At 68.3% G+C, this 20328-nt stretch carries 22 protein-coding genes; 10 read left to right on the top strand and 12 right to left on the bottom strand.

Annotation, left to right across the window (positions count from 1 at the left end):
• Positions 1-73: 73 nt before the first annotated feature.
• The 3 genes from L1066_RS03595 to L1066_RS03605 all read left to right on the top strand — a co-directional run bounded on the left by L1066_RS03595 (position 74) and on the right by L1066_RS03605 (position 2662).
• Positions 74-1288: a hemolysin family protein gene (locus tag L1066_RS03595; RefSeq protein ID WP_235735012.1), complete on the top strand. Its 1215-nt coding sequence runs from the start codon at positions 74-76 to the stop codon at positions 1286-1288.
• A 121-nt stretch (positions 1289-1409) separates the two neighbouring features.
• Positions 1410-2036 carry a TetR/AcrR family transcriptional regulator gene (locus tag L1066_RS03600; RefSeq protein WP_235735013.1) on the top strand — a complete coding sequence of 209 codons (627 nt, stop codon included), beginning with the start codon at positions 1410-1412 and terminating at the stop codon, positions 2034-2036.
• Positions 2033-2662: a hypothetical protein gene (locus L1066_RS03605; RefSeq protein WP_235735014.1), complete on the top strand. Its 630-nt coding sequence runs from the start codon at positions 2033-2035 to the stop codon at positions 2660-2662. Before L1066_RS03600 ends, L1066_RS03605 begins: the two co-directional genes overlap by 4 nt.
• A 196-nt stretch (positions 2663-2858) precedes the next feature.
• Here L1066_RS03605 and glnA read toward each other — a convergent pair whose 3' ends face one another.
• Complete coding sequence (gene glnA / locus L1066_RS03610) at positions 2859-4289, bottom strand: type I glutamate--ammonia ligase (protein WP_235735015.1); 1431 nt, start codon at positions 4287-4289, stop codon at positions 2859-2861.
• A 198-nt stretch (positions 4290-4487) separates the two neighbouring features.
• On the opposite strand from glnA, the gene L1066_RS03615 reads away from it, so the two are divergent.
• The 3 genes from L1066_RS03615 to L1066_RS03625 all read left to right on the top strand — a co-directional run bounded on the left by L1066_RS03615 (position 4488) and on the right by L1066_RS03625 (position 6789).
• Positions 4488-4880: an RDD family protein gene (locus tag L1066_RS03615; RefSeq protein WP_235735016.1), complete on the top strand. Its 393-nt coding sequence runs from the start codon at positions 4488-4490 to the stop codon at positions 4878-4880.
• Between the two features lie 62 nt (positions 4881-4942).
• Positions 4943-5812, top strand: a complete 870-nt coding sequence (locus L1066_RS03620; protein WP_235735017.1) for an SCO4651 family lipoprotein — start codon at positions 4943-4945, stop codon at positions 5810-5812.
• A 101-nt stretch (positions 5813-5913) separates the two neighbouring features.
• Positions 5914-6789: a LolA-like protein gene (locus L1066_RS03625; protein ID WP_235735018.1), complete on the top strand. Its 876-nt coding sequence runs from the start codon at positions 5914-5916 to the stop codon at positions 6787-6789.
• 47 nt (positions 6790-6836) lie between these two features.
• On the opposite strand, the gene L1066_RS03630 is transcribed toward L1066_RS03625, so the two are convergent.
• The 5 genes from L1066_RS03630 to lipB form a co-directional block, all read right to left on the bottom strand.
• Positions 6837-7532 carry a DUF4191 domain-containing protein gene (locus L1066_RS03630; protein ID WP_235735019.1) on the bottom strand — a complete coding sequence of 232 codons (696 nt, stop codon included), beginning with the start codon at positions 7530-7532 and terminating at the stop codon, positions 6837-6839.
• Positions 7533-7594: 62 nt separating this feature from the next.
• Positions 7595-8560 (bottom strand): lipoyl synthase, encoded by a 966-nt coding sequence (gene lipA, locus L1066_RS03635; protein WP_235735020.1) that lies wholly within the window; start codon positions 8558-8560, stop codon positions 7595-7597.
• A gap of 55 nt (positions 8561-8615) precedes the next feature.
• A complete protein-coding gene (locus L1066_RS03640) occupies positions 8616-9617 on the bottom strand; it encodes a hypothetical protein (protein WP_235735021.1) in 1002 nt (333 codons plus the stop codon).
• Positions 9614-10537 carry an ABC transporter ATP-binding protein gene (locus L1066_RS03645; RefSeq protein WP_235735022.1) on the bottom strand — a complete coding sequence of 308 codons (924 nt, stop codon included), beginning with the start codon at positions 10535-10537 and terminating at the stop codon, positions 9614-9616. The genes L1066_RS03640 and L1066_RS03645 overlap by 4 nt, the downstream gene beginning before the upstream one ends.
• A 115-nt stretch (positions 10538-10652) precedes the next feature.
• Positions 10653-11375, bottom strand: coding sequence for a lipoyl(octanoyl) transferase LipB (lipB, locus tag L1066_RS03650; RefSeq protein WP_235735023.1), 723 nt, complete (start codon positions 11373-11375; stop codon positions 10653-10655).
• Between the two features lie 70 nt (positions 11376-11445).
• On the opposite strand from lipB, the gene L1066_RS03655 reads away from it, so the two are divergent.
• On the top strand, positions 11446-11772 hold the full coding sequence (locus tag L1066_RS03655; RefSeq protein WP_235735024.1) for a hypothetical protein: 327 nt from the start codon (positions 11446-11448) through the stop codon (positions 11770-11772).
• Entirely contained in the window at positions 11769-12017 is a 249-nt protein-coding gene (locus tag L1066_RS03660; RefSeq protein ID WP_235735025.1) for a hypothetical protein, read from the top strand. The genes L1066_RS03655 and L1066_RS03660 overlap by 4 nt, the downstream gene beginning before the upstream one ends.
• On the opposite strand, the gene L1066_RS03665 is transcribed toward L1066_RS03660, so the two are convergent.
• The 4 genes from L1066_RS03665 to L1066_RS27435 are packed head-to-tail and all read right to left on the bottom strand — an operon-like array spanning position 12001 to position 16031.
• A complete protein-coding gene (locus L1066_RS03665; RefSeq protein ID WP_235735026.1) occupies positions 12001-12903 on the bottom strand; it encodes a TIGR01777 family oxidoreductase in 903 nt (300 codons plus the stop codon). The two genes, L1066_RS03660 and L1066_RS03665, sit on opposite strands and share 17 nt — an antisense overlap.
• Before the next feature lie 4 nt (positions 12904-12907).
• Entirely contained in the window at positions 12908-14641 is a 1734-nt protein-coding gene (sucB, locus tag L1066_RS03670) for a 2-oxoglutarate dehydrogenase, E2 component, dihydrolipoamide succinyltransferase (protein ID WP_235735027.1), read from the bottom strand.
• Positions 14642-14682: 41 nt separating this feature from the next.
• Positions 14683-15012: an oxidoreductase dimerization domain-containing protein gene (locus L1066_RS29085; RefSeq protein ID WP_235735028.1), complete on the bottom strand. Its 330-nt coding sequence runs from the start codon at positions 15010-15012 to the stop codon at positions 14683-14685.
• Positions 14952-16031 carry a dihydrolipoyl dehydrogenase gene (locus L1066_RS27435; RefSeq protein ID WP_235735029.1) on the bottom strand — a complete coding sequence of 360 codons (1080 nt, stop codon included), beginning with the start codon at positions 16029-16031 and terminating at the stop codon, positions 14952-14954. The genes L1066_RS29085 and L1066_RS27435 overlap by 61 nt, the downstream gene beginning before the upstream one ends.
• 127 nt (positions 16032-16158) lie before the next feature.
• On the opposite strand from L1066_RS27435, the gene L1066_RS03685 reads away from it, so the two are divergent.
• The gene (locus tag L1066_RS03685; protein ID WP_235735030.1) at positions 16159-16509 is read left to right on the top strand and encodes a hypothetical protein; all 351 of its coding nucleotides are present in this window, start codon (positions 16159-16161) and stop codon (positions 16507-16509) included.
• A gap of 4 nt (positions 16510-16513) precedes the next feature.
• On the opposite strand, the gene L1066_RS03690 is transcribed toward L1066_RS03685, so the two are convergent.
• Entirely contained in the window at positions 16514-18055 is a 1542-nt protein-coding gene (locus tag L1066_RS03690; protein WP_235735031.1) for a leucyl aminopeptidase, read from the bottom strand.
• Positions 18056-18184: 129 nt separating this feature from the next.
• On the opposite strand from L1066_RS03690, the gene gcvT reads away from it, so the two are divergent.
• Positions 18185-19609, top strand: a complete 1425-nt coding sequence (gene gcvT / locus L1066_RS03695) for a glycine cleavage system aminomethyltransferase GcvT (RefSeq protein ID WP_312006905.1) — start codon at positions 18185-18187, stop codon at positions 19607-19609.
• Here gcvT and L1066_RS03700 read toward each other — a convergent pair.
• Positions 19540-20328, bottom strand: a complete 789-nt coding sequence (locus L1066_RS03700) for an adenosylcobinamide-GDP ribazoletransferase (RefSeq protein ID WP_235735032.1) — start codon at positions 20326-20328, stop codon at positions 19540-19542. The two genes, gcvT and L1066_RS03700, sit on opposite strands and share 70 nt — an antisense overlap.

The raw sequence follows: 20328 nt of genomic DNA on the forward strand, positions 1-20328 counted from the left end.
ACACCCAGACCTTTATCAACTTCGGACTGGTGCTGCTTTTCGTCCTGGTGGGGGCGTTTTCGCCGCGACGGAGTTGGCGCTCGTCTCCCTGCGCCAGAGCCAGCTCACTGCGCTGGAGCGGAAGGGCTCTCGTGGCGCCCGCGTGGCATCGGTTGCGCGCAACCCCAACCGGTTCCTCGCGGCGGTTCAGATCGGCGTGACGGTTGCCGGGTTCCTGTCGGCAGCGTACGGCGGTGCGACGCTCGCGCCCGATCTCGCGCCGTACCTCGAGCAGCTCGGCCTCGGGGAGTCGGCTGCCGCGACGACAGCGCTGGTCCTGCTCACGCTCTTCATCGCCTACCTGTCGCTGGTGCTGGGTGAACTGGTGCCCAAGCGGCTTGCCCTGCAGAGAGCCGCAGGGGTCTCACTCACGGTGGCACCCGTTCTGGACCGGTTCGCTTCCCTGATGCGGCCGGTGATCTGGTTGCTTTCGGTGTCGACCAACGCCGTCCTCCGGCTCCTCGGCGGCGATCCGCACGCCAGCAGCGAACAACTCTCCGAAGAAGAGCTGCGCGAGATCGTCTCGACACATGAGGACCTTGACGAGCAGGAACGCCGCATCCTCCGCGATGTCTTCACCGCCACGGAGACGAGCCTGAAGGAAGTCATGCGCCCCCGCGGTGACGTGGCCTTTCTCCCTGGTGACCTGCCGGTCACCGCCGCCGCAGAGCGGGTGCAGGAACTGTCGTACTCCCGGTACCCGGTGACCGGAGACGGCTTCGACGACGTCATTGGCTTCCTCCACGTCCGTGACCTGCTCGGTGTCGACGCCACGGATGATCGCTGTGTTGGCGATCTCTGCCGGCCGGTCCTCGCGCTCCCCGGCAGCAACCGCGTTCTGCCGTCGGTGGCGACCATGCGAGAGGACGGCACCCATCTCGCCATCGTCGTGGACGAGTACGGCGGGACCGACGGCATCGTCACACTCGAGGACCTCCTCGAGGAACTCGTCGGCGACATCCGTGACGAGTACGACGACGCCGAGACCCGTACGAGCGACGACCTGGGCAACCTTGATGGCGGTGCGACGTTGGAGGAGTTCGCCGAGATCACCGGCATGGAACTCGAAGACGGTGGCTACGAGACCATCGCCGGCTACATCATCGCTCAGCTCGGCCGCATCGCGCAGACAGGCGACGTCGTCGAGATCGCTGGCGGCCGGCTCGTCGTCACCGCAATCACCGGGACGCGGATAACCAACGTGGCGTTCGAGCCTCGCCCCTCCGCAGCGAGCGAATCAGCAGACTGAGAGAGCTCCAGCGAGAACCTCCACGCGACGGGGTGTGGGGCCGTGATCCATCCCTTGCAGTCGAAACACACGTCCAACTCAGCTGTTTACACATTACGATCGTAATGTATAAGATCGCGGCATGCCGAAGCGTGTAGATCACCAAGAGCGGCGAGAACACATCGCCATGGCGTTGATGCGTGTGGCTGCGGCTCAGGGCCTGGAGTCGGTGAGCGTGCGCCACGTCGCCTCCGAGGCCGGCGTGACCACCGGCATGGTTCAGCACTATTTCCCGTCAAAGGACGCGATGATGCAGTTTGCGATGGACACCGCGAGCGCCGGCTTCGAGCAGCGGATCACCGTGGCGGTCGACGCGCTCGGCGAAGGACCCTCGGCGAGAGATCTCGTCGGCGCGGTCCTCACCACTTTGATGCGGACGAGCGACCCCGGTGTGGCCGGCGACGGCCGAGTGGCTCTCGCCTTCATGGCGTACGCCGCGTCAAGACCGACCGTCGCAGCGGGTCTCGAGCGCAGTAACGCAGCGCTGCGAGACTTCATCGCAAGCCAGGTCCGGATCGCCATCTCCGAAGGACTGGCGCCGGCGTCGCTCGATCCCGAGTCGGCGGCCGTGACCCTCACGGCCTTGACCGACGGCCTTGCGGTGCAGATGCTCAGCAGCAATCTCTCCCTCGAGACGGCGACAGCCGTCCTCGAAGCCCAGCTCGACCGGACCTTCACCTCCGAGCATCCCCGTCAGGAAAGTCCATGAACCTGCGGCAGGTGCTCATCCGCACACGCGACGAGATCGGACAGGAGCTGGCGCTCTACCGGTCGCTGGCCCGATGGATCGCGCGTCGGCCGGACGTTCCGACCGACGCTGCCGCAATCGGCTACGCCCAGCTGTCGGCTCCCATGCTGTGGCTGTGGATCTTCGGCTCAGCGACCGAAGTCGTCGTTGTCGAGGTCGTGCTGCGGAGCATCGAAGCCCGCTGGGCCGAGATCGTCCGGCTGCCCGTGCTCATCCTCGGCATCTGGGGCGTGCTCTGGATGCTCGGCCAGCTCGCGGCTTACAAGGTCCGGCCCCATCTCCTCACCGCCGACCACCTGCTGATCCGCAATGGCTCCCGCACCCGGGTTGTCGTGCCTCTCGATTCGATCGCCAGCCTGCGGGCCGCCGGGCACGACTACCCGGGTGTGGTGAAGTCGCTCCACCACGCGGACGACCTGCTACTCGTCGGCGTCAACCTGCGCACCAACCTCGAACTCGTCCTCGACCGCCCCATCGCTCTCGATACCTCGCAGGGCACGAAGACCGCCGAACGAGTCGGACTCTGGGTGGATGACCCGCGCGCCGCCACGACACAACTAAGGGCCGGGACCGCCCGCGGCACCTGACGCCCACCCGGAACCGACGGAGGCGGCCCGACGGCGTCCACATTCTCGGCTTCAGTTGGCCGCAGTGGGGCCGAAGGCGAACGAAACGGCGGCTGATGCTGGAAGACGTCAGAAGACGTTCCGCAGTGCAGCCGCCGCTTTCGGGCGCTACGGGCAGTGGTCGGTGGTCTCGACAGGCTCGACCACCGTTTGTTGCTCAGATGTCGTAATAGAGCTCGAACTCGTGCGGGTGCGGGCGCTGCTGCACCGGCAGGATCTCGTTCTGGCGCTTGTAGTCGACCCAGGTCTCGATCAGGTCAGGGGTGAAGACGTTGCCGCGGGTGAGGTAGTCGTGGTCCTCCTCGAGCGCGATCATCACGTCTTCGAGGCGGGTCGGGACCTGCTCGATCTCGGCCATCTCCTCCGGCGGGAGCTCGTAGATGTCCTTGTCGATCGGCGCCGGCGGCTCGATCTTGTTCTGGATGCCGTCGATGCCGGCCAGCAGCAGTGCCGAGAAGGCGAGGTACGGGTTGGCCGATGGGTCAGGGCAGCGGAACTCGACGCGCTTGGCCTTCGGGTTCGCGCCGGTGATCGGGATGCGCATGCAGGCCGACCGGTTGCGCTGCGAGTAGACCAGCGAGATCGGGGCTTCGAAGCCGGGCACCAAACGGTGGTAGGAGTTAACCGTCGGGTTGGTGAAGGCCAACAGCGACGGGGCGTGCTTGAGGACTCCGCCGATGTAGTGACGCGCCATGTCGGACAGGCCCGCATAGCCGGTCTCGTCGTAGAACAGCGCCTCGCCGTCCTTCCAGATCGACTGGTGCACGTGCATGCCCGAGCCGTTGTCGCCGAAGATCGGCTTCGGCATGAAGGTTGCGGTCTTGCCGTTGCGCCACGCCGTGTTCTTGATGATGTACTTGAACTTCATCACGTCGTCGGCCGACCTGAGCAGTTCGTCGAACCGGTAGTTGATCTCGGCCTGGCCGGCGGTGCCGACCTCGGAGTGGGCGCGCTCGACCTGCAGGCCGACCTTCTCCAGCTCGACGACCATCTCGTCACGCAGCTCGCCGAAGTGGTCGTACGGCGCCACCGGGAAGTAGCCGCCCTTGTACTTGACCTTGTAACCGCGGTTCGGGTTGTCCGAGGTGCCGGCCACGCCCGAGTTCCAGGCGCCCGCCTCGGAGTCGATGTGGTAGAAGCCGGCGTTTGCCGAGGTCTCGAAACGCACCGAGTCGAAGACGTAGAACTCAGCTTCGGGAGCGAAGTAGGCCTTGTCACCGATACCGGTGCTGGCCATGTAGGCCATCGCCTTGCGGGCGATGTTGCGTGGGTCGCGGGAGTAGGCCTCGCCCGTGATCGGGTCGTGGATGAAGAAGTTGACGACCAGCGTCTTGGCCACCCGGAACGGGTCGAGGTAGGCGGTGGTGACGTCGGGGAAGAGCGACATGTCGGACTCGTGGATGGCCTGGAAGCCACGGATGGAGGAGCCGTCGAAGCTCAGTCCGTCGGTGAAGACGGACTCGTCGAAGGAAGAGACGGGCACGGTGAAGTGCTGCATCACGCCGGGCAGGTCGCAGAAACGGACGTCGATCATCTCGACGTTCTCGTCCTTGACGTAACGGAACAGCTCGTCGCTGTTGGCGAACATTTCGTCCTCCTAGGTCCGGCGACACGGGCGCGCAGGTCCGGACCAGATTCAGTGCGGATGGAGATTCCCGATGCGACTCTGCACCAGAAGCTGGGGCCCAACTCAAGCATCGGGCCGTTTCTTGACCGTATCTGGTTTGTTTCGGACGTGTAACACCGGTCCGCAGGTGGTCGCCGTCACAACTGTAGGGTTTCGGACGTGGAACAGACCGCCTCCTGGGCGCAACGCGTGCTCGCTCTCCTTGTCGATTGGGGCGTCTCGACGCTCGCCGTCATCGCTGTCATCGGGCCGGGAGGTTGGCTTGAGAACGACATGGCGAACTTCTACGTGCTGGGCGTCTTCGTGTTCGAGGCCACGGTGCTGACCGCCCTGATGGGCGGCTCGTTCGGCAAGCTGGTGCTGCGGCTGCGCGTCGTACGTTTTGACGCCTCGGGCCGCCCGGTGGGCCTGCTTCACTGCCTGCTGCGTCAGGTGATGGTTGCGCTGGTGATCCCGCCACTCGTCTACCGGCCCGACGGCCGGGGCTTGCACGACATCGTCGCCGGCACCGTCACCATGACGCTCCGCTCGCTGCAGCGTCCATCGACCTGAGCACTTCCTGAGATTCCCACCGGCGGGGTTTCCTTCAGGTTCCCTTGGTTATGTTGACAGGCATGCGAACCAACATCAGCCGCCGTTTCGCCGCCGCCGTCATCGTGCCGGTTGCGCTCGTGGGCCTCGCGGCCTGCAATGACGACGACAAGAAGTCCGACTCCGACAAGCCCAAGCAGGAGACCTCCCAGGAGGTGACCAACGAGGGCGACAGCACCGACGGTGCCGACACCTCCAACTCGTCGGCCGAGCAGGTCGGCAACGACGACTTCGCCAAGCTCGTCGCCGACGGGGTGGACGAGACCACCACCGCGAAGATGACGATGGAGATCACCGTCGGCGGCGTCGCCACGACCGCCGAGGGCGTCATGGACTACACGGGTGATCAGCCGGCCACCCAGCTCACGATGACCGTTCCTGGTGCTCCCAACGGCGGAGAGATGGAGGTCATCCTCGTTGACGGCGTCATGTACATGACGATGCCGATCGAAGGCCAGAGCGGCTACATGAAGATCGACCCGAAGGCCAACCCGGAGCTGGCCGAGCAGATGGAGGGTCTTGGCGGCTTCGACATGGCCAGCATGACCAAGGCCTTCACCGAAGGCCTCGAAGACGTGAAGACGGTCGGCACCGAGGACATCGACGGCGTCTCCACCACCCACTACACGGTGACCGTCAGCACCGACGCCGCGACGGGCATGCTCAGCGGCCTTCAGGGCGCGGAAGGTGTGGAGCTCCCCGAGAGCCTCACCTATGACATCTGGCTCGACGAGCAGGGGCGCATCGCGCAGATGGAGGCCGACCTCGACGCCCAGGGCACGATGAAGATGAACGTGTTCGACTACGGCGCCGACGTCTCCATTAAGGCTCCGCCGGCCGACCAGGTGCAGGACATGTCCGACATGATGGGCGGCTCCGCGCCCACCGAGTGATCTGTGGTTCCTGACCCGCTACGGGGTCGGCTCCTCCGGGAGCCGGCCCCGTTCGGCTTGTCCGGGGTTTGCCGAGGTGAGCTGGCGGGGAACATCCCACCATGGGTTCTTCCGTACGCCGTTCCTCGGCCGCCGCGGTCGCTGCGCTGTTGACGATCACGTTGGCCGCATGCAGCGACGACGACGCCACGAGCGACGACTCGCCGTCCGCCTCGCCGTCTGCCACGGCGTCCACGGGCGCGACTGATCCGACCGGTGACAGCACCGGCTCCGTCGACGAGCCGGGAGAGCCGGGAGAAGGCCCGGACTCGGGTCTGCCGACCGGTGACGACCTCGACCTGGCCGAGTTCGTCACCCTCGTCCGCGCTGGCATGGAGAGCGTGACCACCGCCGACGTCAAGGTCGTCGTCGACTTCGACGACGAGGGTGGCGACGGCAGCGGGGTGCTCGACGTGACGGGTGAGCGCGATGCGTTGCAGCTGAACCTGTCCGACAAGGGGAGCGACGAGACGGCGAGCTTCTACTTCATCGACGGTGTCGTCTTCCTCAAGGAGGATGCCGAGTCGAACGACAAGTTCATCCGGCTCGAGCCCGAACTCCACGACGGGCTCAACTTCTATGCGCTCTTCCACCCTCACCAGCTGACCGACTTCTTCCTGCGCGAGGCACGGGGCGTGGAACACCTGGGCGCCGAGCAGGTGGGCGGGACCGACGTCCAGCACTACCGGTTGTCGGTGGATCCGCAGGCCTTCGGCAAGCTCTTCGGAGGGATCATGCCCAGCGACGAGCTGCCCGAGAGCACTATCCAGCACCTGTGGCTCGACCCTCAGGGACGTCTGGCCAAGTCACGTGTGGAGATGGCTGAGGGCGACGACGAGTACGTCATCGAGACGGAGCTCACCGGATTCGGCGATGCGCCCGTCGTCGAGGAGCCCCCGGCCTCCGAGGTGGACGACCTGTCGCAACACGGGGAGTAGCCCGGCACACCCACCCGAAGAGGTGGGCAGGGAACTGATCGGGGTGACTACTTCCCGCGCAGGTTGCCGCGGTGGCCCTTCATGCTGGTCGGCATCGGGCCCTTGGGCACGGGGATGTTGGAGCGGTTGGCGTCGAGCGCCTTCAACCGGAAGAGCACGTCGGTCATGTGGGCGCCCTTGACGGTCTTGCCCAGCTTGGTGACGTGCTTGACGAGCTTCGGCAGGGGCACCTGGCCCTCGCCGTCACCGCAGATGACCTCATGGATGGGGGTGTCGGCGACGACGCGCTCGTGCTTGCGACGCTCGGTCGCCAGCAGGTTCTTCACCCGCGTCGGCGAGCCCTCGCCAACCAGGACGATCCCGGGCGGGCCGACGACCCGGTGGACGACGTCCTGCTGCTTGGTGAAGGCGACCGCGGAGTCCACCTTCCAACCACGACGCAGCATGCTCAGCGCAGCTGCTGCCGCACCGCGCTGCCCGTCCATCTGTCGGTAGGCAGCGTTCTGTGCACGCCGTCCGAAGATGATCATCATGACGAGCAGGCCGATCAGCAGGCCACCGATGACGGGGAAGAGCCAGATCGGGCCGGGCAGGAACGAGAAGAGCAGGAAGCCCAGCCCGGCACCGAGGATGAAGCCACCCAGCATCCACAGACCGATCCTGGTGTCGGTCTTTCGGGCCATCCGGTAGGTCTGGACGAGCTGTGCGCGTCGACCGGTCTTCTCAGGGGTGGGCGTGGACATCTGCCTGCTCTCTGGATTGTGCTGGAACTGTGCTGAGTGGCTGAGCTGAGGGGCGGCGTACGTCAGGCCTGGGCGGCGGCCGTCTGCCGGAATTCCTGGGCCTGACGGTACAGCCGACCAGCGCGGTAGGACGAACGGACGAGGGGGCCGGAGAGGACACCTGAGAAGCCGATCTCCTCGGCCTCCGCGGCGAGCTCGACGAATTCCTCGGGCTTGACCCAACGCTCCACGGGGTGGTGGCGCAGGCTGGGCCGCAGGTACTGGGTGACCGTGATCAACTCGCAGCCGGCCTCGTGGAGGTCACGCAGGGCCTGGGAGACCTCCTCGCGGGTCTCGCCCATGCCCAGGATCAGGTTGGACTTGGTGACCAGGCCGAATGCGCGGGCCTGGGTGATCACGTCGAGGGAGCGCTCGTAGCGGAAGGCCGGTCGGATCCGCTTGAAGATGCGGGGCACCGTCTCCACGTTGTGGGCCAGCACCTCGGGGCGGGACTCGAAGACCTCAGCCAGGAGGTCGGGCTCGCCGTTGAAGTCGGGGATGAGGTTCTCCACGCCGGTGCCGGGGTTGAGCTCGTGGATCACCCGCACGGTCTCGGCATAGAGCCAGGCGCCCCCGTCGGGCAGGTCGTCGCGAGCGACGCCGGTGATGGTGGCGTACTTCAACTGCATCTTCTGGACCGACTCGGCCACACGGCGGGGCTCGTCGCGGTCGAGCGGCTGCGGCTTGCCGGTGTCGATCTGGCAGAAGTCGCAGCGGCGGGTGCACTGGTCGCCGCCGATGAGGAAGGTGGCCTCGCGGTCCTCCCAGCATTCGTAGATGTTGGGACACCCCGCTTCCTGGCACACCGTGTGGAGTCCCTCGGACTTCACCAGGTGCTGGAGGGCCTTGTATTCCGGGCCCATCTTGGCGCGAGTCTTGATCCACTCCGGCTTCCGCTCGATCGGGGTCTCCGAGTTGCGGACTTCCAGGCGGAGGAGCTTGCGCCCGCCGGGGGCGGTGGGGGACTGGTCAGCAGGGGTGTGCGTCACGGCGCCCACTTTACGCCCGCCGCCCCAGCCTCCGCCCGGCCGGTCCATCACGAGGTCAGGGGATGTCGCGACGCCTGAAAACGGTCAGGGAGACGGCGCACAGCGCAGCGACGACGGTGCCGACGTACGCCAGTCCCTGCCCGAGGCCGATCTGACGGTCCTCGTAGCACCAGCCACTCATGTCTCCGGGCGGGCACGGGACCTCCGCGCTGTAGTGGAACCCGTGCAGGATCACCGCTAGCACGTTGTGGGCAGGGTTCAGGTTGCCGTCGAATCCGAGCACCGCCAGCAGCATCCCGCCGACCAGGGCCACCCCGAAGACGATGCCGAGCGTGGCAACCGTGCTGCGGAAGAGCATCGTCAGGGCATAGCCCAGCAGTGCGGCAAGGGCGGCGATGAATGAGGCACGCAGCGCCATCGCCAGGCAGTCGCGGAGCAGGCCGCCGCCGTGGGGCAGGCCGCGAGATGAGGCGAGCGTGTCGAGGGCCAGCCAGAAGCCGCCGAGCACCACGAGCGAGACCACGAACGCGGTGCCGGTCACCACGATCGCCTTGCCGGCCCAGACCCGGCCGCGGCGAGGTTCGAAGAGCACTTGGTTGCTGACGGAGCCGCTGGCCCAGTCATGCCCGGTGAAGGTCGTTCCGACCAGCATCAGGAGCATCGTCAGGACCATCGCGACGGCGAGTCCGCTGCCTTCGTCGCGCACCGACGCCAGGTCGAGTTGCGGGCTCCACAGGTACCAGTCGAGCGTCGGCTCGATCACGTCGCGGCAGGCCGACTCGGCTTCCTCAGCCGGAAGATTGGCCGGCAGACCCCAGGAACCGGGGGCCTCGACGCAGTCGCGGACGTCGCGCTCGTACCTCCCGTTCTCGAGCTCTCGTTCGAGTTCGGCTCGCGCGGCCGCGACCTCGTCGTCGGATGCCGGCCGGGTGTCGATGGCCTCCGCGATGCCGATGACGAGGGGAATCGCGACGCACGCAGCCAGCAGCAGTACGACGGCCCGGCGGTGCAGCAATCTGCGGAGCTCGACGCGGACCAGGCGCAGCAGGCCCTTCACGAGTCGGCTCCCAGCTTCTCGGTGGCGGTCAGCTCGAGGAAGAAGGTCTCCAGATCCGGCCGCAGCGGTGTCAGCTCGGACAGCCAGACGTCGGCATCGGCGAGGCTGCGGGTGATGGCCGTGGCGTCCTCGACCTCGACGCGGATCGCGTCGTCGTACAGGCTGGCCTCGAGGCCAGCCCGGGTGAGTACGTCGAGCGCCCGCGTCCGGTCGGCGACGACCACGCGGTGGGCCGTGTTGGCGCCGAGCAGGTCCGTGACCTGCCCCGAAGCCAGCAACTTGCCATTGCCGATGATCGTTGCGGCGGTGCAGACCTGCTGCACCTCGGCCAGGATGTGCGAGCTCAGCAGGACCGTCACCCCTGACGCACCGAGGTCGCGGATGGTCTCGCGGATCTCCCTGATGCCGGCGGGATCCAGGCCGTTGGTGGGCTCGTCGAGGATCAGGAGAGCGGGATCCTTGAGCAACGTCGCGGCGATCGCCAGGCGTTGCTTCATCCCGAGTGAGTAGGACTTGTAGCGGTCCTGGTCGCGTCCCGTCAGATTGACGGTCTCGATGGCCCGGGCGACGCGGGTGCGCGGAGCTCCGATCGCATCCGCCAGGAGCTCGAGGTTGAGGCGGCCGGAGAAGTTGGGACTGAACTTGGGCGACTCGACCACGGCCCCGACCCGGCCGATCACCGCCGGCAGTTCGTCGGGCACGGGGGCGCCGAACAGCCGCATCGTGCCGTCGGTCGGTCGGGCGAGCCCCAGCAGCATCCGAATGGTGGTGGTCTTGCCCGACCCGTTCGGTCCGAGGAAGCCGTGCACTCCGCCTGCTGGCACCGCCAGGTCCAGGTTCTGGACCGCGACGCGCAGACCACCCTTGCGGGTGCGGAACTCCTTGCGAAGTCCCTGGGTCTCGATGATGAGCTCACTCAAGGTCGTGGATCCCCATGTTCGGTGGGAGAGGTGGGGGATCCTTGCAGCAGTGGGCACGAAACGCCGCGTGGGCTCGCCGATCGGAGCTCACGTCATCCGTTCGGGTCAGGCACCTTCAGGCGCTGCTGCCCGGGGTCACCAAGGTGATTCGCGGCGGCTCAGGACGGGGCTCGTAGTCGGGAGTGGCGACGTACGGCTGCCACGCGAGGAGCTCGGTGAGGTGCTTCTCGACCGAGGGGAGCACGCCGCCGATGGTGACGTCGCGGCCGAGCTCGACGGACAGTGAGGTGACGCCGGCGTCGGAGATGCCGCACGGCACGAAGCGGTCGTACCAACCGAGGTCGACGTCGCAGTTGAGGGAGAAGCCGTGCATGGTGACACCGCCGCTGACCCGGATGCCGATCGCTGCGATCTTGCGTTCGGGACCGTCGTGGTCTGCCTGCAACCAGACGCCGCTGCGCCCGGGCACCCGCGCGGTGGGCACGCCGAGGTCGCCGCAGGCACGGATCAGCGCCTCCTCGACGCGGCGCACGTAGTCGACGACCTTGACGTGGTCGGGGAGCTTGACGATCGGGTAGCCCACCAGCTGGCCGGGGCCGTGGAAGGTGATCTTGCCGCCGCGGTCGACCTCGATGACCTCCGCGCCACCTGGGTCGAGCGGGAACTCGTGCGGGTCGGTGCGCTTGCCGGCGGTGAAGACCGGCGGGTGCTCCAGGAGCAGCACGCGGTCATCGCCTCCAGCAACGACTTCGGTGTGGTGGCGCCGCTGCACGTCCCAGGCCTCGAGGTAGGGGACGGCTTCAGCGCCGAGTCCGGCAATGGTGAAGTCAAGGCTCACGGCACCGAGCCTACGCCGGGCCTGTGGAGGACCGGATGCGGGCCGGGCCGGTCCGGCGCACAGTGGAGCCATGCGTGTCGATGACAGGTCCGGTGTGGTCGCGGTGGTGGTCACTGTCGTCACGCTCGTCCTGTGCTTCGGGACGGTGGCGTGGGTGGCGCTGTCCGAGCACGACGACCTCCCACGTGCCGACGCCGGTGTGTCACGGTCGGCGAGCAGGGACGTGTCGCGCTCCGCGACGGAGCCTGCGGCGCTGCGCGTCTACCGGGCGTGGCAGCGCCGCCGGGAGGCCGCATGGGCACTCGGCGACCCGCGCTCCTCCGGGCGCTGTACGTCGACCCTCGGGCCGCCCGCGCCGACGTCGGGTTGCTGCGCACCTGGCTGGGGCGCGGTATGAGCGGCGTGGTGATGTCGCACCAACTGTTGGCCTACGAGGTGCAGGTCGATCGCGACGACCGGGTCCGGCTCCGGGTCACCCAGCGACTGGCGTGGGCGGTGGCCACCAGCAACGGTGCGGCCCGGAAGCTGCCCCACGACGGGGCCCAGGTGCAGGAGGTCGTGCTGCGCAAGGTCGGGGAGGAGTGGCTGGTGGTGAGAGTTCGCTCGGTCCCACCGGAGGAGCCCGTCAGTCAGCTGCGCTGAGCCCGGTGGCGATGACGTCGCGCACGTCGGTGTCGTGGAACTCGTAGCCGGACTGCAGCAGCGCCGACGGGACGGCGCGGATCGAGCCCAGCACCTCCGGCGCCATGCGACCGGCAGCGATCTTGACGAGTGGTGCGGGGGCCACGAGGAGTGACGGGCGGTGCACGGCATCGGCCAGTGCCCTGGTGAACTCCGCGCTGGTGGCGGTCTCGGGACAGCAGAGATTCACCGGACCCGACACCGGTGCGGTGGTCAGGTGGGTGACCGCACCCACCCAGTCCCGCCGGGAGATCACCGGGAAGAACTGCTGTCCCCGCCCGATCCGGGTGGCCAGACCGAGCCTCGCGCTGAGGGTCAGCTGCTTGAGGGGCGCCGAACTCCGGTGGAGCACCGGAGCCGTCCTCAGCACCACGACACGAGCCCCGGCCTCGAGTGCCGGGGTGGTCGCTTCCTGCCACACCCGGGTCACGCGGGTGAGGAAGGCATCGCCGCGAGACGCCGCGGATTCATCGAGGCGCTGATCCCCGTGGTCGCCGTACCAGGAGATGCCGTTGCCGGCGAGCATCGCGGGTGCTGCGCCGGAGTCGTGGGCGCGGGCGATCGAGGTGGCGAGCACCCGGGTGGTCACCACCCGGCTCTCCTCGAGGGCCGTGGCCCACCGTCGTGAGTGCGGATTGCCCATCGTCGGCGCGCCGGCCAGGTTGACCACCACGTCGGCGGAGTCGACCACGCTCTGGTCGACCTGCCCGGCGTACGGGTCCCACCGCGACTCGCCCGTGCGGGCCTCGCGACGGACCAGTCGGGTGACCTCGTGGCCGGCAAATGCCAAGCGGCGGGAGAGCGCAGTCCCGAGGACTCCGCTGGCTCCCGCCACCACGACATGCATCAGCTCAGACCTCGAAGGCTCCGGTCTCCAACCGCTGCTTCACGTCCTGGAGGAAGCGGGCGGCGTCGGCGCCGTCCACGATCCGGTGGTCGTAGGTCAGCGAGAGGTAGGCCATCTGGCGCACGGCGATGGTCTCGCCGAGGTTGGGGTCGTCGATGACGACCGGGCGCTTCACGACGGTGCCGGTGCCGAGGATCGCGACCTGCGGCTGGTTGATGATCGGCGTGTCGAAGAGTGCCCCCACACTGCCGGTGTTGGTCAGCGTGAACGTGCCACCGGAGAGCTCGTCGGGCACCACCTTGTTGTTGCGGGTCCGGTCGGCGAGATCTGCGATCTTGCGCGCCAGACCGGCGACGTTGAGGTCACCGGCGTTGTGGATCACCGGGCTCAGCAGACCGCGCTCGGTGTCGACCGCGATGGCGAGGTGCTCGGCGTCGAAGTAGGTGATCTCACCCTTCTCCTCGTCGACCTGGGCGTTGAGCGCCGGGTGCTGCTTCAGCGCGTCGATGGTGGCCCGGGCGAAGAACGGGAAGTAGCTCAGCTTCACGCCCTCACGAGCGTGGAACTCGGCCTTCACCTGGTCGCGGAGGCGGCCGATGTTGGTGACATCGACCTCCACGACCTGGGTCAGCTGGGCCGAGATCTGCAGCGAGTCGACCATGCGCTTGGCGATCACCTTGCGCAGGCGGGTCATCTTCTCGGTCTTGCCGCGCAGCGGGGACGGGGTGACCGGCGCGGCCTTCTCGGCCGCCGGGGCACTCGCTGCGGCCGGAGCAGCCGGTGCGGTCTCCTTGGCCTTCGCTGCATCGAGCACGTCCTGCTTGCGGACCCGACCGCCGACTCCGGTGCCGGTGACGGCGGCAAGGTCGACACCGTGCTGGTTGGCCAGCTTGCGCACCAGCGGAGTGACGTAGCCGGTGTCGCTGACCTGGTTGCTCGGCGCCTCCGGTGCCTTCTCGGCGGGGGCTTCCGGAGCCTCGGCCTTCTCGGGCTCGGGTTCGGGCTTCTTCTCGGGCTCCGGCTCGGGCTCGGGCTTCTTCTCGGGCTCTGCCTTCTTCTCCGGCTCCGGTTCCGGCTCGGGCTTCTTCTCGGCCGGAGCCGCGCCCTTGTCACCGATGATCGCGAGCTCGGCCCCGACCTCGACGGTCTCGTCCTCGGCGACCTTGACCTCGAGCAAGGTGCCGGCGACGGGTGAGGGGATCTCGGTGTCGACCTTGTCGGTGGAGACCTCGAGCAACGGCTCGTCGACGGCCACCTCATCACCGACCTGCTTGAGCCAGCGAGTGACGGTGCCTTCGGTGACCGACTCACCCAGGGCAGGCAGGGTCACGGACGTGCCGGAGCTCGAGCCACCGGAGGCGGCGGGCTGGGCCGGCTCCTCGGAAGGAGCAGACTCCTCCTCAGCGGGCTCGTCAGCCGGTGCAGGGTCCTCCGTGGGCTCCTCCTCGGTCGGAGCCGACTCCTCTTCGGCCGGAGCAGCGGCCTCGCTGCCGCCCTCGCCCTCCTCGCCGATGATGGCGAGCACGGCGCCGACCTCGACGGTGTCGTCCTCGTTGGCGCGAATCTCGAGGAGCACGCCGCCGACCGGCGACGGGATCTCCGTGTCGACCTTGTCGGTGGAGACCTCCAGCAGCGGCTCGTCGACGGCAATCGTGTCACCCACCTGCTTGAGCCATCGGGTGACGGTGCCCTCGGTGACGGATTCGCCAAGTGCGGGGAGAGTGACTTCGCTGGCCATGAATGTCCTTCTGCAACGGGATGGTGACGGGTCTTGGTCTATCAGGTGTGAGCGTGGAGCGGTTTGCCGGCCAGCGCCATGTGGGCCTCGCCGAGTGCTTCGTGCTGGGTGGGATGCGCGTGCACCAACGGTGCCACGTCCTCGGCGTGCGCTTCCCAGCTGGTGATCAATTGGGCCTCGCCGATGAGTTCCCCTGCGCGAGCCCCGACCACGTGGACGCCCACGACAGGCCCCTCGCGTCGGCGTACGAGCTTCACGAAGCCCTGGGTGCGCAGGATCTGGCTCTTGCCGTTGCCGGCGAGGTCGTAGGTCAGGCTCTCCACCTGATCGGCGCCGTACTCGGCCTCGGCCGCGGCCTGGCTGAGCCCCACGGAGGCGACTTCGGGGTCGCTGTAGGTGACGCGCGGGATGTTGGCCTCGGCGATCGGTGCGGGGAGAGGCCCGCGATCTCCTCGGCCACGAAGATGCCCTGCTGGAAGCCGCGGTGAGCGAGCTGCAGGCCGGGGACGATGTCGCCGACGGCGAAGATGCCGGGCACGTTGGTGCGGCAACGGCTGTCGGCGGTGACGAAGCCACGGTCGGTGGCCACGCCGGCCTCCGCGAGCCCGATGTCCTCCGTGGAGGGCGCACGTCCCACTGCGACGAGGAGTACGTCGGCCTCGAGCGTCTGGTCGCCGGCCGTCACCTTGACGCCGGACTCGGTGAGCTCGACGGCCTGGAAGCGGGTGCTGGTGAGGCTGCGGATGCCGCGCTTGCGGAAGGTGCGCTCGACCAGCTTCGAGGACGCCTCGTCCTCGGCCGCGAGGAGGCGCGGCAGTGCCTCGATGATCGTGACCTCGGCTCCGAACGAACGCCACACGCTGGCGAACTCGGCACCGATCACCCCGCCGCCGAGCACGACGACGGAGGCGGGCACCCGGTCGAGTCGCAGCGCCTGCTCGGAGTCCAACACCCGCTCGCCGTCGATCTGGAGACCGGGCAGGCCTCGACTGTGGGAACCGGTGGCCAGCACGATCGCCGGGGCGGTGAGGGTGGTGCCGTCGACCTCGACCGTGGTGGGCGACGTGAGCCGGCCGCGGCCACGCACGACCGTGATGCCCCGTGCCTTCACGAGCCCTTCGAGGCCCTTGAAGAGACGCGAGACGACACCGTCCTTGTAGGCGTGCACGCCGGCCATGTCGATGCCGTCGAAGCGGGCACGCACGCCGAACGTGGCCGCCTCGCGGGTGGCGTCAGCGACCTCGGCTGCGTGAAGCAGTGCCTTCGTCGGGATGCATCCCACGTGCAGGCACGTGCCGCCGACCTTGTCGGCCTCGATGAGCACGACGGTGAGCCCGAGTTGGGCAGCACGCAGGGCGCACGAGTAGCCGCCCGAGCCGGCACCGAGCACGATCAGGTCAGGGAGGCTCCCGGCTTCTCGCCGGCGACTCCATCCTCCGCTCCGTGGGGCACGGCACCATCTTTGCACTACGGCGGTCGGCGACGTCCACCACATCCCATGCGTCACACTTGGGGACATGGGAATGTTCGACAGATTTCGGCGTGGTGGCATGCGGCGCCCGCAGGGTGACGCTGCACGCACCGGATCGACCACCGTGCGCGGCTCCGACTCGGCCGATGAGAAGCACCTGCTGGAGTTCGTGACGTCGCGCCGCGGCGTCGAGGGTTTCGTGGAGCCGCGCACCGCCGTCTCCGACGTGACACTGCTGCTCGTCGCACACGACGGGGAGTGGACCCGTCGTCGTGTGCAGTCGGTGCAGTGGGCGCACAACTTCGCCAACAAGCACCAGGTGCCGTCGTACGACGCCGCTGTCGTCGGCATCCCGCAGCGGATGCGTGACTGGAACAGGCGCCAGAAGGAACGCTGAGCGTTCAGTCGTCGGTGGCCGACTCGGCCTCGGTGGCAGTGCCGGCTCGCGACGTCAGGTGCGCGACCAGCGTCGCGACGGTGCAGCCGGTGCCGCCGTTCGGCACGTGGCCGCTGGGGCCGCCGGAGTTGAACGACGGCCCTGCGATGTCGATGTGGGCCCAGGGGAGACCGGCGGTGAACTCGCGCAGGAAGGCTGCGGCGTAGAGGCCGCCACCCCAACGCACCCAGTCGTGCTGGGCGATGTCGGCGATCTTGGAGCCACGGATCCGCTCCGACATCTCGGCCGGGATCGGCATCGGCCACACGGACTCGCCGGCCGTTTCGGCGGCCGTGCGGACGTCTGCGACGAGTTCGTCGGAGCCGAGCACGCCGGCGATCCTGTCGCCGAGGGCCACGACCATGTGACCGGTCAGGGTGGCCACATCGATGACCTCGTCGGGCTCGTCCTCCGTGGCGAGAACGAGGGCGTCGGCCAGCACCAGGCGTCCCTCGGCATCGGTGTTGGAGATCTCGACGGTGGTGCCGCCCCGGATGGTGAGCACGTCACCGGGACGAACGGCGGTGCCGGAGACCATGTTCTCGGCCAGCGGCGCCCAGGCGGTGACCTTGACCGGCAGCCCGAGCCGCGCCACGTGGAAGAGCGTCTGCACGACTGTGGCAGCGCCGGCCATGTCACTCTTCATGGTCGCCATTGAGCCAGCGGGCTTGATCGTGTAGCCGCCGGAGTCATAGGTGATGCCCTTGCCGACCAGGGCGACGTGCCGGGTGGCGTCCGCGGGATCCCAGGTCAGCTTGACCAGACGTGGCGGGGAGTCGGACCCCTGGCCCACGCCGAGGATGCCTCCGCAGCCATCCTCGGTGAGGCGTTCGACGTCCCAGACCTCGATGCCGACCTTCGGGGCGCCACGGCCCTTCGTCGCAGCCTTGTGCTGCTCGGTGACGAGCTCCACGAAACGCTCGGGATCGAGCTCGTTGGGCGGCAGGTTGACCCAGTCGCGGGTGGTGTTGACCGCGTCTGCCAACTGCTGCGCCTGCTCGAAGGCCCTGCTGGCCTCGTCCTGACGGGCCAGCGGGCTCAGCACGATGACCTCGCCCACACCGGGAGTCGTCGGCGCGGTCTGGGCCTTGAACTGCGTGAACGTGTAGCCGCCGAGCACGGCGCCCTCGGTCACCGCTGAGAGCAGTGGCAGTGAGTCGGCCGGCAGCGCGATTGCCAGCGTCGCGGCGTTGGGGACCGCACGGACGACGCCACCTGCGGCGCGGCGTACGACGTCGGGGGAGAGGTCCTTCTCGTCCCCCAGACCGACGAAGACGACCAGCGGTGAGCTCACCACCCCGCTCGAGGGGACCTTGGCGACCTCGCCGACGGAGCCCTTGAAGCCGAGGCTGGAGAGCAGGGGACGGAGCTTGCGGCCCCAGGCCTCGCCGACCTCCTCGGCGCCGGCGGCGACGGTGAGTCCCTTGCCGGCTTTGACGACACCGACCACGACGGCGTCGCTCCGAGTCTTGGCGGGGCTTCCCTTGCGCAGCGTGTAGGAGGTCACCCGAGGCACTCTAGACGAGCGCCACGGCACCTCGCGGAGTGAGTCCGGGCCGGCCAGGTGGCCCGGTGGAGGCCCGTGGAGCGGGCGGTTCCTCCTTGGCCGGGGCAGGCGTCGGATAAGTTCCACACCATGAGTGACGAAGTGGGGCAGGCGGCAGGGGCCACGCAGACATCGGACGAACCGAAGCGTTCACCGCTGCACGCCCGGCACGTGGAGGCCGGTGCGAAGTTCTCCGAGTTCGGTGGCTGGAGCATGCCGCTGGAGTACCCGACCGGTGTGGTCAAGGAACACAACGCCGTGCGAGACGGCGTCGGTGTCTTCGATGTCAGTCACCTCGGGAAGGCCATGGTCTCCGGCCCCGGCGCAGCCGACTTCATCAACCGCACGCTCAGCAATGACCTCGGTCGCATCCAGCAGGGCCAGGCGCAGTACACCCTGTGCCTCGACCCGGAGACCGGTGGGATCGTCGACGACCTGATCGCCTACCTCCACGACGACGAACACGTGCTCATCGTGCCCAACGCGGCGAACTCCGCCGAGGTGCTCGGTCGCCTCGGCGACGAGCTCCCCGACGGCGTCAGCATCACCGACCACCACGAGAAGTACGCCGTCCTCGCAGTCCAGGGGCCGAAGTCCGACGAGACGTTGGAGGCTCTCGGCCTGCCGGTCGGCCACGACTACATGTCCTTCGTCGAGGCCGAGTTCCAGGGCTCCGGCCTGGTGTTGTGTCGCACCGGATACACCGGTGAGCGGGGCTATGAACTCATCATCAACAACGATCTCGCCGAGGCGTTGTGGGACGCACTCCTCGAGGCCGGGGCCGAGTACGGCATCGTGCCCTGCGGGCTGGGGGCACGAGACACCCTGCGCACCGAGATGGGTTATCCACTGCACGGGCAGGACCTCTCGCTCGACATCAACCCGCTCGAGGGCCGCGTCGGTTGGGCCGTGGGTTGGAAGAAGCCCGAGTTCTGGGGACGCGACGTGCTGCTGGCCGCCAAGGAGAAGGGCGCCGAGCGGGTGCTGCGCGGCCTCATCGCCACCGGTCGCGGCATCCCGCGTCCGGGCATGGGCGTGAGCCTCACCGCCGACGTCCTTCTCGGCGAGGTCACGTCGGGCACCTTCTCTCCCACCCTGCGCAAGGGCATCGGTCTGGCGTTGCTCCCGAAGTTCGTCGAGGACGGCGCCGAGGTCGGTGTCGACATCCGAGGCCGTCGCGAGATCTTCACCGTCGTGAAGCCCCCTTCGTCGACACCTCCGTGCGCGAGGCCTGACCCGCTCGTCGTTGGTCGAGCCGCTGTCGTTGGTCGAGCTTGTCGAGACCCCGCCCGTCGTTGGTCGAGCCGCTGTCGTTGGTCGAGCCGCTGCCGTTGGTCGAGCCTGTCGAGACCTGCTGCTAGACCCGCGCAACCTCGGCGGGATTCCGCGCAACCTCGCCCAGAATCCGGGCAACCTCGGGCAGAATTTGCGCGCCCTCGACGGGGTCAGAGGGAGGCGCCGAGGGCGGCGGTGACGAGGGCAGCGGTGAAGGCGATCTCGATGGAGGCCCCGTAGACATCGCCGGTGACCCCGCCGAAACGGTCCTTGGCGGTGATGGCACGCAGCAGGCCGGCGAGGATGCCGAGCGGCCCACACGCGCACAGCCACAACCGCCCCTGGCCCGTGAGGACGGTCTGGCTCGCGAGGAGTCCGGCCGTCGCCACGACGGCGACGATCAGGAGCATCCCCACCACGAGTCTCGCGCCGGTGACGCTCTGGGCGACGGTGGCTCCGAGGCCGCGGTCGCTGGCCGCCGGATAGCCGCTGGTGCCCAGGAGGACCAGGGTTCCGCGGCTGCAGGCGATGGCGGCGAAGAGCACCAGGCTCGTGCCGTCGACCCCGAAGCTGACCATGATCTGGCTCAGCGCGCCGACCTGCAGAAGCAGCACGAGCACCACGGTGATCACGCCGAACGGGCCGATGTCGGAGCGCTTCATGATCGCCCGTGCTTCGGTGGCCGCCTTGCCCGAGCCGAGGCCGTCCGCGACGTCGGCCAGCCCGTCGAGATGCATCGCCCGGGTGGCCCACGCGATGCTCCCGACGAGCAGCACCGAGATCAGCAGCGGGGACGAGTTGGGGAAGATCTCGTGCGTGACCGTCCACACGAGCACCACGAGCCCGCCGAGCAGGGCTCCGGTGAAGGGGAGAGCGCCAGCGACCAGCCTGCTGCACCGCGGTCGACCTTCTTCGGCATCGGCACCGGAAACCGGGTCAAGGTGCCGAGCGACAACCAC

Origin of the sequence: Nocardioides alcanivorans (assembly GCF_021555175.1) — a bacterium.
GTDB lineage: Bacteria > Actinomycetota > Actinomycetes > Propionibacteriales > Nocardioidaceae > Nocardioides > Nocardioides alcanivorans.